The sequence below is a fragment of the Mesotoga infera genome (assembly GCA_011045915.1).
In the GTDB taxonomy this organism is placed as follows: Bacteria; Thermotogota; Thermotogae; order Petrotogales; family Kosmotogaceae; genus Mesotoga; species Mesotoga infera_D.
The window spans coordinates 1-13,545 of record DSBT01000378.1; the positions used below are offsets into that span (position 1 = coordinate 1).

Annotated in this window: 13 protein-coding genes; 5 read left to right on the plus strand and 8 right to left on the minus strand. The window is 44.7% G+C overall.

Going from position 1 to position 13,545, the window contains the following annotated elements:
• Nucleotides 1-1,833 (plus strand): ATP-dependent Clp protease ATP-binding subunit (locus tag ENN47_12280; GenBank protein ID HDP78926.1); only part of this gene is annotated, 1,833 nt, incomplete at its 5' end.
• Between the two features lie 56 nt (nucleotides 1,834-1,889).
• Nucleotides 1,890-2,843 (plus strand): D-glycerate dehydrogenase, encoded by a 954-nt coding sequence (locus ENN47_12285; GenBank protein HDP78927.1) that lies wholly within the window; start codon nucleotides 1,890-1,892, stop codon nucleotides 2,841-2,843.
• Here ENN47_12285 and ENN47_12290 read toward each other — a convergent pair whose 3' ends face one another.
• Complete coding sequence (locus ENN47_12290) at nucleotides 2,844-3,278, minus strand: hypothetical protein (GenBank protein ID HDP78928.1); 435 nt, start codon at nucleotides 3,276-3,278, stop codon at nucleotides 2,844-2,846.
• A 73-nt stretch (nucleotides 3,279-3,351) separates the two neighbouring features.
• Here ENN47_12290 and ENN47_12295 point away from each other — a divergent pair, with 73 nt between their 5' ends.
• Nucleotides 3,352-3,477: a desulfoferrodoxin FeS4 iron-binding domain-containing protein gene (locus ENN47_12295; protein HDP78929.1), complete on the plus strand. Its 126-nt coding sequence runs from the start codon at nucleotides 3,352-3,354 to the stop codon at nucleotides 3,475-3,477.
• 27 nt (nucleotides 3,478-3,504) lie between these two features.
• Here the strand turns inward: ENN47_12295 and ENN47_12300 are convergent, their stop codons facing one another.
• Complete coding sequence (locus ENN47_12300) at nucleotides 3,505-4,026, minus strand: hypothetical protein (GenBank protein HDP78930.1); 522 nt, start codon at nucleotides 4,024-4,026, stop codon at nucleotides 3,505-3,507.
• A gap of 272 nt (nucleotides 4,027-4,298) precedes the next feature.
• Here ENN47_12300 and xpt point away from each other — a divergent pair, with 272 nt between their 5' ends.
• Complete coding sequence (gene xpt, locus ENN47_12305) at nucleotides 4,299-4,904, plus strand: xanthine phosphoribosyltransferase (GenBank protein ID HDP78931.1); 606 nt, start codon at nucleotides 4,299-4,301, stop codon at nucleotides 4,902-4,904.
• Here xpt and ENN47_12310 read toward each other — a convergent pair.
• The 4 genes from ENN47_12310 to ENN47_12325 form a co-directional block, all read right to left on the minus strand.
• Complete coding sequence (locus ENN47_12310; protein HDP78932.1) at nucleotides 4,901-5,596, minus strand: hypothetical protein; 696 nt, start codon at nucleotides 5,594-5,596, stop codon at nucleotides 4,901-4,903. The genes xpt and ENN47_12310 overlap by 4 nt on opposite strands.
• A complete protein-coding gene (locus tag ENN47_12315) occupies nucleotides 5,593-7,290 on the minus strand; it encodes a DUF4910 domain-containing protein (protein HDP78933.1) in 1,698 nt (565 codons plus the stop codon). Before ENN47_12315 ends, ENN47_12310 begins: the two co-directional genes overlap by 4 nt.
• 795 nt (nucleotides 7,291-8,085) lie before the next feature.
• Complete coding sequence (locus ENN47_12320) at nucleotides 8,086-9,384, minus strand: hypothetical protein (GenBank protein ID HDP78934.1); 1,299 nt, start codon at nucleotides 9,382-9,384, stop codon at nucleotides 8,086-8,088.
• A gap of 194 nt (nucleotides 9,385-9,578) precedes the next feature.
• Entirely contained in the window at nucleotides 9,579-10,163 is a 585-nt protein-coding gene (locus ENN47_12325; protein HDP78935.1) for a hypothetical protein, read from the minus strand.
• A gap of 141 nt (nucleotides 10,164-10,304) precedes the next feature.
• On the opposite strand from ENN47_12325, the gene ENN47_12330 reads away from it, so the two are divergent.
• Nucleotides 10,305-12,122 carry an ATP-binding cassette domain-containing protein gene (locus tag ENN47_12330; protein ID HDP78936.1) on the plus strand — a complete coding sequence of 606 codons (1,818 nt, stop codon included), beginning with the start codon at nucleotides 10,305-10,307 and terminating at the stop codon, nucleotides 12,120-12,122.
• On the opposite strand, the gene ENN47_12335 is transcribed toward ENN47_12330, so the two are convergent.
• Together ENN47_12335 and ENN47_12340 are read right to left on the minus strand one after the other, a co-directional pair.
• A complete protein-coding gene (locus tag ENN47_12335; GenBank protein HDP78937.1) occupies nucleotides 12,117-12,551 on the minus strand; it encodes a hypothetical protein in 435 nt (144 codons plus the stop codon). The genes ENN47_12330 and ENN47_12335 overlap by 6 nt on opposite strands.
• Before the next feature lie 482 nt (nucleotides 12,552-13,033).
• A complete protein-coding gene (locus ENN47_12340) occupies nucleotides 13,034-13,459 on the minus strand; it encodes an N-acetyltransferase (GenBank protein HDP78938.1) in 426 nt (141 codons plus the stop codon).
• Nucleotides 13,460-13,545 lie beyond the last annotated feature (86 nt).

Here is a 13,545-nt window from a genome sequence, read left to right on the forward strand (position 1 = left end):
AGGGTAATACAGATTGTTGGAAGAAAAACCAAGAACAATCCCGCGCTCGTCGGAGAACCTGGAGTAGGAAAAACCGCAATTGTAGAAGGTTTGGCTCAGCGTATTGTGAGTGGCGATGTTCCCGAATACTTGAATAACAAGAGCGTCTTGGCTCTGGATATGGGTAGACTGGTCGCCGGAACCAAATTCAGAGGAGAATTCGAAGAGAGAATGAAGGACATCATCGATTCGGTGAGAAAACTCTCCGGTGAAGTGATCCTGTTCATCGATGAGATCCATAGCGTTGTAGGTGCTGGCTCGGCCGAGGGATCTATGGATGCTGCAAATCTCTTGAAGCCGGCTCTTGCCAGGGGCGAACTACAATGCATCGGTGCGACAACTCTTGATGAATACAGAAAGTACATTGAGAAAGACAGGGCACTCGAAAGACGTTTTCAGCCTGTAATGGTCGATCAACCGACCCCTGAGGAGACTTATAAAATTCTTGAAGGACTCAAATCTACTTACGAGAAGCATCATGAGATAAAAATCGAAGATGATGCCTTAAGGACAGCCGTCGACCTTAGCGTGAAGTACATAACAGACCGTTATCTTCCGGACAAAGCAATAGATCTTGTTGACGAAGCGGCTTCATTTGTGAGACTTCAAACTGGTTACATGCCCGAAAGACTGAGACTGCTCGACCGCCAGCTAAAGGACCTGGACTCTCAGATAACCTCACTTGCAGAGAAGGGAGAGTATCAGGCAGCTGCAGAATTCAAAACGGAGGCCGAAAGAAAAAGCAGAGAGTTTCGAGAAGAGAAAAAGAAATGGGAATCAGATGAGTCATTTGGAAAGGCCGTAACGCCAACTGTGGTAGCTTCCATAGTTGAACAGTGGACGGGAATTCCGGCCGGCAAGATGCTTCAATCCGAGCGTGAAAAGCTTCGCGACCTAGAATCAATAATCCATGAGAGATTCATGGATCAGGAAGAGGCAGTAAAAATCGTTTCTCAAACAATTAGGCGCGCTAGAGCGGGCTTGAATGCCCCTCACCGACCGTGGGGTTCCTTCTTGTTTGTGGGACCAACCGGTGTAGGAAAGACTGAGCTTGCCAAGAGACTCGCTTTCATCCTTTTCGGCAGCGAGGATGCAATGATCAGGATCGACATGTCGGAATATATGGAGAAACACACCGTCTCCAGGCTTGTCGGTGCGCCTCCTGGTTATGTTGGATACGAAGAAGGAGGTCAACTAACCGAAGCAGTTAGGAGGAGACCTTACTCGGTTGTGCTTATCGACGAGGTTGAAAAGGCACACAAAGAGGTGCACAATGTGCTGCTCCAAGTCATGGACGACGGACGTCTAACTGATGGAAAAGGAAAGACGGTATCATTTTCAAACACAATAGTAATCATGACCAGCAATGTGGCTTCGGAACAACTGGCGACTATTGCCGACAAGGACCAAGCCCATGCAGTTGTGGAAGAAGGTCTACGTAGAGCCTTTAGACCTGAGTTCATTAACAGATTGGATTCCGTTGTGCTCTTCCGGCCTCTAGATGAAAAAGCTATGGAAGGTATCGTCAAAATGAGGATATCGGAAATGGAGAGAAGGCTTTCAGAACAGAGAATTTCTGTCGAAATAAGCAAGGAAGCGCTCGGGTATCTGGCAAGAGAAGGTTATGACAGGGAATATGGTGCCAGGCCGGTTCGAAGGTTGATTGAGAAATCGGTAGAGGGGCCGATTGCCGATATGATAATCGACGGATCTCTGGAGGAAGGGATGAAAGTGATAATTGAGTCAGATACTTCAGAAATTTCAATAAGAGCCGAAAAAGGATCCGAGAGATAGCTCCTTCCGATCCTCGTTGCCGGCAATGATGTTATCATTTTCGTAGGAGGTGTTCAATGGACAAAATCTTCTTCACTTACAAGATCCCTGATGAAGGCACTCTTCTACTAAGGAAATTCGATGTTGAAGTGAACACGGAGGACAGGTTTCTTCAAAAAGAAGAGATTATTCAGAGAGCTAAAGATGCGGCGGCGCTTGTGACATTGTTATCAGACAAGGTTGACGCCGAGGTTCTAGAATCACTTCCAAGACTAAAGGTAATAGCAAACTACGCTGTCGGATACAACAATATCGACATCAATGAAGCACGTAAGAGGGGCATAAGAGTAACGAACACACCTGAAGTGCTCACCGATGCCACGGCGGATTTGACGTTGTCATTAATGTTGGCCACCAGCAGAAGAATTTTGGAAGCTGACAGGTTTGTCAGAGAGCACAGATTTGTTGGGTGGAAACCGGACCTGTTCACCGGTCCCTCTCTTTCGGGAAAGACTTTGGGAATAATTGGTCTCGGAAGAATTGGAAAGGCGGTTGCAAGAAGAGCAAAGGCATTTGGAATGAATGTTGTATATTGCAGCAGGAAACCGCTGCTATCGAATGAAGAAGAGAAGCTGGACGTAAGGTATTTAAGCCTTGAAGAGTTGCTAAGAAGCTCTGATTTCATATCTCTTCATGTTCCACTGACAAGAGAGACGTATCACTTGTTAAACGAAAAGAGGCTCTCTATGATAAAAACCGGAGCCATTCTGATAAATACTGCAAGGGGACCTATTGTTAATGAGACAGCTCTTATAGAATCTCTCAGGAGCGGCAGATTGGCCGCTGCAGGTCTAGATGTATACGAAGAGGAACCGGAAGTACCTCAGGAGCTGATTGATCTCTGCAACGTAGTTCTTCTTCCGCATATTGGATCTGCCACGAAGGAAGCAAGAACTGAAATGGCAATAATGGTAGGGAGAAATGTGGCCGCTGTTCTCGAAGGAAAGGAACCTCCAAACCCAGTGGTATGATCATCTCGTTTCAAAATACCATATAGGACCATGATATCTATTCCCAGTCTTGTCGATTGCCACGATCTGCCAGTAATAGACTGTGTCAGGTGAGAGCCTGTCAATGAAGAAGCTATTTGAACTCGTTGTCCCGTAAAGTTGAGGAGTAGGAGATGTTCCAAAGTAGAGATTGTAGCTGACCAGATTGATGAATGGAGATGATCTTAGATCGACTCTTGCTCCGGAATCTTTGTTGGAAATCCATATGTCGATATTGCTCAGTGCAATATTGTTGCTCCTGACAACGACGTCCCAGCCAAGCATTGCGCTACCACCATAGACAAGGGTTCCGTTTTCAATGTTGCTAGTGAAAGTGGCTTCTGGCTGCTGATAAAGCGCGTTTGCAGCGGCCACGATAAACAAGGTGAAGAGAACCGCGAAAAATACTCTTTCCATTGTCTGCACCTCCAAGTGATTGGACTGTGGATTAGACAACAAGGTTTTCAATTCAAAAAAGGAGAGTGGAATCATGAAGGTTAAGAACATTGGTGAAGTCTACAGATGCGAGATATGCGGAAATGTGGTTGAAGTGAAGGAAGCAGGCGGCGGAGAGTTGGTCTGCTGTGGTGAACCTATGAAACTCGTGCAAAAATAAGAGAAGCCCCTTAACGGGGCTCTCTTTTTAGAAATACATATCGAAACCAAGAAGTACTGGAAGAGGCCAGAAGAACAACGAAAACTTGAACCTGTCTGTCATCCTGGTAACATCAATGAAGCTAATCTCCGGAGAGAGCCTCGTCTTGAATTTCTCGGTTGGCTGAAAGAAAGAGTACATGGCCTGCCCTCTCAGCCCAAGGGCAAGCATAAATCTCCTGCCAAACAGGTTGAAAGAGAGATTCTCAACCCCGGTAAGGATGCGCGCATCAATTCCGGCTTCTAGACCGGAGATTTGTCCGAGCGCACCGGAATACGAGACTGTAGGACCAACGTATAACATAGTAGGAGTGAAACTCAAATTCCCGGTTTGAGAAGCATTGAAGACCTCGAACCCCATTCTGTAGTATCCATTTACCGAGAAAATTCCGAAAAGCAAAGGAAAATAGATTACCGAGCCTCCAACGTTGTTGGCATTGAAGTAACTTCCAAAAGATGCTGTGGCAACGATCATAAACGAAATCAGTACTACCGCTATCTTCCGCTTCACTAGACCACCTCCTACATCAATTCTACACGTTCAACTATACATTTCATTGTCCGCCTGAAGAAACCTTAACAAACAAATGCTTACTTGTCACCGTTTCCTGGAGGAGCGTAAATGGGATTCCCTTGTTTCCTTTAGGTTCTAGAATCTTCCATCATTGGTCATTCCTTTCTGATTGTCAACCGAGTATACCTTACACAAAAGGAATTTCATCTTCAAGAAACGGATACAGAAATAGTTGATCATAGTACCATATACTTGCTGGAGGTTGATCAATGGGCGAAGTCATTCTTTCCAGAAAAGAGATTTTCTCCTCCCTAGAAGAAGCAGTTAAGAACAGAGGTACAGTCATGGACAACGGTATTTTGAGGGTGGATTCCTTCTTGAATCATCAGATTGACCCGATGCTCATGAAGAGTGCAGGTGACTTGATTGCTGGATTTTTCAGAAGCTGTGGAGTGACAAAGGTTTTGACTGCTGAGAGTTCAGGAATTGCCCCCGCTTTAATGGCCGCCATCAGTCTGGGAGCTCAGCTGGTTTTCGCGCGAAAGCGGAGACCGATAACTATGCAAAGATATTTGAGCGAATCCGCTCCTTCACACACCAAGGGTGGGATTGTGGAACTGAACATCTCCCTGGACTATCTCGGAAGTGAGGACAGAGTAATCATTGTTGATGACTTTCTTGCAAGTGGTAAGACAATAGAGGCTCTGGCCAGACTTTCGAACAAGACAGGAGCTTCTCTTGTAGGCTTTGCAGCAGTAATTGAAAAGACTTTCGAAGAAGGACGGTCATTACTTGAAAAGTTCAGTGTTCCGATTCTCGGAATAGTAAAAATCTCTTCACTCGACCCACTTTCTTTTGTGGAAAATGAAATCTAGAAGCTAGAGCTAAACTGAGCGCCGAAGTTTATGAAAGAAAGAGACAGTCGATTCTGATCGAAAGAGTTCGTCACGGACCAGTATCTGGAACCAACTCTGATGTAGTAGAACGGACCTGCAAAGTGAAGTCCTGCAAAAACATCGACGAATCCATTCCCTCTTCCAAGTCCTGTATATATCTCCAGACCAACGAAGACCCGATCGTTCATCTTGAGTCTAATATCAGCTGCAGGTCCGAAAGAGAAATCCGTTAGCTTGTGATCGTACTCTCTTGAACCGGAAAGAGTGATCCGCTTAAATGACAGCCTCCCCTGAACGCCCAGTTGAAGAGAGAAACGATCCAGGTCAGGTAGAATATAACGGTAAGTAAGAGAAATACTATCCTGCCTGAACGCCGATTCATACTGAAAGGGAGTTTCCGTGCCTGTTGCTTCAAACGAGCTGTTTACAGTGAAGTGAGATAGGCTAAATTCCATCAAATGTTCTTGAGAAAACTCATATCCCACAGTCGGAACAAAGTATGCACGAAAGCTATTTCTTTCGAGAAGTTCCGTACTTTCCGAACCTCCCATTTCAAGAGATCCGTTCCATGGCATTGAGACTCCGCTTTCTACCTTGAGCTTGAATTTCGCGGAAGTAAACGCTGTGACTGAAAAAAGAAGTAGTACTAGACATATTCGCCTAAAACTCATGATCTCAATAACCCTCTCTCTATCATCCAGCCAGTAAGCACTCTCACTTTCTCTATTTCAACTCTATAATGCACACTGGCGAGAAGCTCGACTGCCTCTCTTCCTCCAATCACAGCAGCGCCTCCTACAACGAAGTCTGCGATACTTGCGAAATCTATCCCAAGTTCGTCTTTGAGATTCTGAGGAAACGTCTTGATCCATTCAAGACCTAGAGAACTTTCAAAAGCTGGCTCCAGCGGACTCAACGAAGGTAGATTGCCTGAATCGTTGAAGCTCCTTCTCAGTACCTCTCCCTCATAATTCGAGATGAGAAGATCGAACAAGTCGTCACTTCCTTCTCTGCCAGCTATCATTTTCAGGATACGATAAAGCTCACCAATCATTTTTCCCTTGACTTCTAGAAGCAAATCAGGATCAGGCTTAATTAGCTGATCAAGAGTTCTGAGAGCAGAAAGTCCTACCCATTCAAGTTCCGCTTCATCCATCATCTGGGGTGTATCAAAATCGGAGTGATAGAATCTGTCAGGAAGATGACCCATGAACGGAGAAGGTATTCCAAGGGTAGTGAAGGCACAGTGATCGGACCCTGCCATGAAGGGTATCTCTCCGAATCTCTTCAGCGGATATCCTGAGTTTGAAGGCAATAGTCTTCTGATATTCAGCTCCAGGATTCGACCCCATCTCTGCGGAAGATATGGCGGTACTTCAGAAAGGACAAAAGTCGAACCCGTTTTATCCTGATCGGCACCAACCATGTCGAGATTTATTGTATATATTGGAAGCCTGTTCTCCCCCTTAAGCTGAAGCGCGTAGGGAACACTACCCAGATACTCGGGAACAAGAGCAATCTTCACAGAATATGGAAATTTCTCGTCATTAAGGATCCTCGCGATTTCCGTGGCAAGAGCCGCACCGCTTGCATTATCATCGGCTCCAGGCGAAGGGTGACACAAATGAGCGGTTATTAGCACGTCTGGACCTTCTTTGAAACCGGTGGCATCAACCTGGAGTACCTCGAAGTTACCTTCTGACATCTTAGTTTCGACTCTGTATCCTACCGCTGCATTCCCGCTTTTCGCGTGACTAAGGAGGATGTCATACTTTTCCTTGGTAACGGAAAAGGCTACAGCATTTAGATCGGCAGATTTCCTGTCATAGGGAATTGTCAAGTAATTAGTTATTTGAGGCAAATCATTCAAACTGCGGCCAATTTCCTCAAAGGCCTTTCTCATATGGCACAATATAAGACATCTCGCTCCGCCCTCGACCACCGCATTGTGAAAGACCTTGACTGGATCATCGTTCGCAAGAACCGCTTTTCCCGAGTAGTTACCCTTGCCGTTATATATTGCAAGAGGGAACGTTTCCCAACCATCACTGCTTCCACTTCCTGAAACAAGGGAGACTTTCGTCACCGCCGTGGAAGTTACGAAAATCCTTTCAGGCTCTTCCAGCCAGAGTTCTCCATATACTGGTTCCCACGCCAGTGTAGAAAGAATGTTTCCCGTTTGGGTAACTCCGTCGGCAGGATACTCGAATACATGAAATCTATCCTTCGGGAATCCGGTTCGAAGAAGGTAGTCCATTAAGGAATACATTGATTCGCTGTAGTCCTTACTTCCCCTCATCCTATGATACCCGGAGAGCATCTCAACGAGGGACTTGACCTTTCTTCCATCCAGTCTTTTGTTCAAGCTCATCCACTCCTATTGGAATAAGTCATCTTCCTGGCCCATCCACGGCAAAATTCTCACCTGTGAAAAAAGAGGCCTAATCACCACTTCGAAAGAATCCGGTTTCTACCGTATCTTCCAGTTTTGAGGATCTTGATTACGCACTATATCGCTCGGCCAGGAACATTTCATTAAGGACTGATGATAATGACAGGCAACATCAATCCGGCAAGGCCTCACGCGCCTTATCCTATCCTTGGTCACAAACCAGGTTACAGTGAACGCTCAAGACCAAAAGGCAACCCTTTGAATCCCAATACGGTTTTGCGAATCATTCTTCGACATCAACACTCTTGTCGATGAAACGTCAAATATACTAGAGCGCCCAGAAGCCGAAAGATAAGGACACAACATCCAATAATCAAGTGCGAGCGGCAAGACATACGTCAATTACTCTTTTCCAGTCATCGATACCCTTTCAGTAAGTGTTCCGGTAAAATCGATGCAGGCATAGTCAATCAAAACGTTGATTTGCCAGACTACCTCACAAAAATCGAGCAAGCTTCTCTACCTAATCCTAAGAAGCATTAGCTCCTCGAATGAGAGTCATCGGTTCAGATTTGCGCTTATCTACTGCTGTACTGAACCGACAGCTTCTTCATCCATGTCCCTAATAACGACCACGACATTCGACGCAGCGAAGACAAGAGATTTGATTCCACCCATTCCCTTTGCTCCACCAACGAGCAACACTGCTTCTTTGGAGGATCTCAAGCCGCACCCCGAAACACGACGACCGATAGAGTTACTGTTAATCTAAACGCCGGTCAGTCTTTCCGCATGTATCATCGCACATTTCTCAATTGCGCTAAGCTTCACCTCTTGCTCTTCGAAAGTCTCTGCTATTGTATGATAGTGATCGTACGCCTTCTTCCAAAAGATCGACTCTTTATCTGGATCACTTTCGTTTCGTGCGATCTTCTCCAGAGTCATTCCCTTAACAAGCCAAAGAGATATGTCGTCGCCTTTCAACTTCAACCCTTCTTCAAAGACATCGAGCGCTCTGTAGTACTCTTTGAGACGGTCCCTGAGAAAAGTTCCCAATTTCCTTATGTAAACGAGCTTCTCTTCGGGTGACCCAAGGGCTTCGATCAGTCTTTCGTAGTCCCTTACCAGGATTTGAAGGTCCGCCTTGTTCGCATCCTTAGTCTTGGTCTTCATTTCGGACGAAGTACAGTTCTTCTTCAACGCCTCAATATCATTTGCCTCGTCAGAAGGATCTGCGTACTTCTCATATCTCTTGTCGGAAACCAGCCGGGCGATATCCCTCATTTTCTTAAGCAGAAGTACCCTTGTTTCAACCTCTTGGATTTTCGGCAAGATGGCATCCAGTTTGTCCAGCAAGAGCCCCTCTTTCCCTGTAAAGAGAACGATGTATCTGTCAATACTCCCAACTAAATCGTTGACAACTTCCGGCGAATCTCTCTCCTCGGAAGAAAGAATTATGTACTTGACTGCGAAATCCAGGTACATTATTTCGTCACCGATCGTCGAGCGTGCAAAGCGAATAGCTCTCTCCAGAAGATCCAGTTGATCTTCCTTTGAGATCTCACCCGCCTCAGTCATTACGGTCACATAGCTTTCTTTCATTCTAGAGACAGCTTCTGTGCTTTCACTTGTGAGGGCTTCCTCAATCTTATCGAGAGCTGCTTGCGCGAAGATCAGTCTATGAGACGCTCTATAGCAGTCTAGGGCCAAATCTATAGCCGGTTTAGAATTCTCGATAGAAAATCCGATAATCATTCTTCCCCAGAGGCTATCCTCGAATTCTCCAGCAAATCGGGAAATTTCCTTTGAAAAAGCATGTCTTATAGTGTCCTCAGTCTTTCCACAAATATCGATTAGTTCTTCAAATGTCTCTTCACTCATGGAAATCTCGAGTCTCTCAATTGTTGCTTTCAAGACACCACCAAAATCCCCGTTTTCTTCTTTTAGGCGGACCAATGCTTTCAGAAGTCTTTCCTTTTCTTTGTCATTCTGAGATTTCGAGATTCTTCCTTCTGTCTTTGTTATCTTCTTTTCCCTTCTTCTTTCACTCATTTTCTTCAATAACATCATTTCCTCCGGCAACAACTGAATGAAATACCTTCAATAAAAGGATACCAGAAAACCCCATGCAAAGAGCGAGAACTTGTGTTTGAGAAGTGCTCAGAGCGATGACTGTCATTACCAAAGAGATTATATAGCTACAACTTATACTGAAGCAACTACTTCGCAGACAGAAGTTTCACCTTTAACGCTACTGCATTTCACACTGATACAGATGAGATATCCATACCGAGAATCAAATCTATTAAAGATTTGCTCCATTCGATCTTGTAACCCCATATAGTTCTATGTAGAAAATAAATCCGCGCTCCATTGAACTCGCTGAAAACGCTTTGATCAGAAGATTCCGGAATGAATATCACGCAATAACTCTCAGGGTCATCCCGCAGCTCGTATTGTTCAAGATATCCGCTGTACTCCGGATCATCTTGAGTATATATCGAACCTGACAGCCCGTTCTCAAACCAGTTGTTAGAAAGGCGCGCATACTGGATGTAATGACGCTGCATTACGGACCAGTCTCTTCGGAAATCCAAAACCAGGTTCTTCATGTCCCCCTCAAGCTCTACAATTGCCATCTCTCTGAGCAAAGCGATTTCGTGACCGCTAAGCCCCACCCGTGAACCGGCCTCTTGTTGAAGACGAATCTGCATAGCGTAATCCAGCATCGCCTTCTCATATTGCAGAAAGACTTGATCTGGGCTTCTGAAGAAATTGAATCCCCAAATGTATGATATCGCCAGAAATGCTGTAAGAACAATAAGAAAAGGAAGCCAGAGCTTCAAACTAATGCACCACCCGATTATTTCACATAATCAAAGATATCACATGTCCACCAAGCGTGGTCTCTATTGAAAAAACCATTCTTCAAAACAGACTCAGATGTTGTATCATTGTGACTGACTGAGAATGAGAAAGGGAACTCTATGCTGATAACTTTGAGTAAGGTAGGACATGATTATGGTCAAGACTTTCTGTTCGACGAAGTCTCGACCTCGATCGATAAGAAAGATAAGATAATCCTTCTGGGGAAGAACGGCAGCGGAAAATCAACTCTCATGAGAATAATCTCTGGTGACCTTCTGCCGACTGAAGGAGAGATCTTTCACTCTACAAGTGTACGGATCGGATATCAGATTCAAAGCAGAATCCCGGATGGGCAGTTGAGCCTGATGGACTACTATATGCAGGACAAATCCAGCATTCCTCCCGACACTGAGGAATACTACTCCTACGAAAGAAGAGTCAGAAGCATCCTAGTGGGACTGGAATTCTCTGAACAAGACTGGGATAGACGTCTTGAGACCTTTAGTGGGGGAGAACTCACAAGAATTTCTCTTGGAAAACTCTTTCTTGTCGACTACGATCTTCTGTTACTGGACGAACCCACAAATCATCTCGATCTTGAATCGACAGAGTGGCTTGTGAATTTCTTGAAGAACTATAATGGCGCTTTGCTGGTGGTGACTCATGACAGATATCTTATCAGAAACATTGGAAACAGATTCTGGGAGTTGAATGGTGGCTCGCTGTGGGACTTCGCCGGGACCTATGACAAGTATCAGTCAGATAGAGAGATTATGGTCAAAAGCGGCTTGAGAACAAGAGAGAATCTCCTTAAGGAAATCGAAAGACTGGACGCTGTTGCAAAACGTTATAGACTCTGGGGCCAGGAAAAATTCATTAAACAGGCAATAAACAAAGAAAAGCAGAGAGACAGGCTCAAAGAGCAGTTAGAATCAGTAGATATTCCTGACGAAGAGATAAGACCAACCAAGTTCAGGCTTCCCCAGCCAGACAGGACAGGTTATTCGGTCTTGAAGATCGATGGGCTGTCATTCGGCTTTGGAAACAGGAAACTCTTAAGTAGCTCTTCTGCAGAGATTCACAGACGGACCAAGATCGGCCTTCTGGGTCCCAATGGCAGCGGGAAGACAACCCTGCTGAAGATAATAACAGAGAATCTTGAGGAATATATGGGAGAGATAACGTGGGGTCACAACGTTCGTTGGGGTTATCTTTCGCAGCTGACCGAGGATCTCAATTCCTCAAATGATGTGATCACCGAGATTTGGCAAATGATGCGTGGCCAACCCGATTACGAAGTAAGAAAGTATATAGGAAGGTTCGGGTTTCCGGGCGATGATGTGTTCAAACCGATTTCATCATTGAGCGGTGGAGAAAGAACAAAGCTGGCTCTGGCAAAACTGATTCTTTCTCGACCAAACGTTCTTGTCATGGATGAGCCGACAAATAATCTTGATATCTGGTCAATTGAGAGTTTAGAAGAGGTATTGAAGGAATACGAGGGCTGTATAATCCTTGTTTCACATGACAGAGAGTTTGTGCAAAACGTCTGTGATCACTTTCTCATGATAGACAGACAGAAGTTAAGATTTGTATCCTCGGTGGAAGAGTATCTTAGGAGGAACCAAAGAGACGTCAATTCAGCGGGCAATGAAGAGGCTAGGCTCAGTTTTCAGGAGAAGCGGAGACTATCCAACAAAAAGAAGACAATTCTCGAAAAGCTTCAACAACTGAATAACGAAGAGGAGACATTGTCAAAGGATTTAGAAAGCGCTCAGTTGAAGATGGGACTATATGCGACTGACTATGAGAAGCTTCAGCAACTGCAGAGGATCGTGGAGCAGGCAGAAGGAAGACTCCTGGAGATAATTGAAGAAAGAGAGATTTTGCAGAATGATCTTCAAGAACTCTCAATAATGCTGGAAGAACAATCATAGTACCAGAAAAGCTGCCGAAACCATTGAAAGGCTAACAAAGAAATCGGCGAAGACCAGGTATCTTTCGAAATTCCGCTTATCAACCTCAATAATTGATCTGGGATCACTGGCTCCTTTTCTTATAACCCTGTCTGCACGATACCAGAGAAAAGAAGTTAGGGCTACAGAAATAAAGAACATCAGACTCCACATAGTGGAAGCCGAATTGATAAATATCATCGAGATCGAGGCGCCTGCGACAACCAATGTTATGGCTATCGCAGAAATTCTGATGGTCTCCCAGAAAGTATAGAGATAACCCTGGACCTTAGCTTCCGTTCTGGGGTCTCGCATAGGAAGCATGAACACTGAAACAAGCAACCCTCCTCCTGCCCAAAGGACATAAGAAAAGACAAAGATTACCTTGCTAACACCTTCGAACAATCCCATAGAAATCACCCCAAAAAGCTCACCAGTATGATCTCTTGCCAAAGCATAAAAAGTCCATTTGTAAACGAACACACTTTCAAGCAAGTTCACAAAAGTAATTATAGCAGATAAGGAGACGACGCTAGATCCTGGGTTCCTGACAGCAAATTGAGAAAAAGGGGGAGCGAATAAGAGGTGAGAGAATAGAGGTATGAAGATCAAGATACAAGCATAGGCGGGACGCGATTTGGAAATCAGTCCGCTGACGCGTCGCTTCACGGCAGAGAAATCCGCTAGTCTAGAAAACGATGAACGCTTATGAAAGCACTTTGACCATCAACGGTAAACCATTCTCGAGAAGGAGGGTGTTTCTTCTTTGGAGGAAAGACAATTGAGAAATCTCTATTTGCGAGCTAGCACTCTTCAAGAAATGAGAACGGCTGCTCGCAAACTCCAGTTTGACCAACATCGTCAGCATGATACATAGTGAAGACACATGGATTCTAAGGAAGCCTGATCATGGTTCTTTGAGGTTCTGCAACGCTAAACCCGAATTTCTCATACAGTGAGTGCGCATCCTTTGTATTTAGCATTCCTCTGAGTCCTCTAAGTTTCTCATGAGTCAGAACACATTCTACCAACCATTTTCCAAGACCGTTTCCTCTGAATTCTTCCAAAACAAACAGATCTGCGAGATAGTACATGGTAGCGAAATCGCTTATCACTCTCGCAAATCCAATCTGTTCAATATTTAGAAACAGAGAGAAACAGAGAGAATTATCAATAGATCTATCAATCTGCTGCTCGGTTCGATTCTTCCCCCAGTATGAATTATCAAGAATAAAGCGTTTGACAAGATCTCTGCGAACCATCTCTTTATTGTCTGTTACTACATAATTACCTTTCCGAATTTCCATCTGGACCTCCATCGACATATCTAGTAGAGTATTATTATTATATGAGGGAGATTGTTGCAAAAACAGTCATTTCACCTTTTCGGGAGCGATCCACCAGA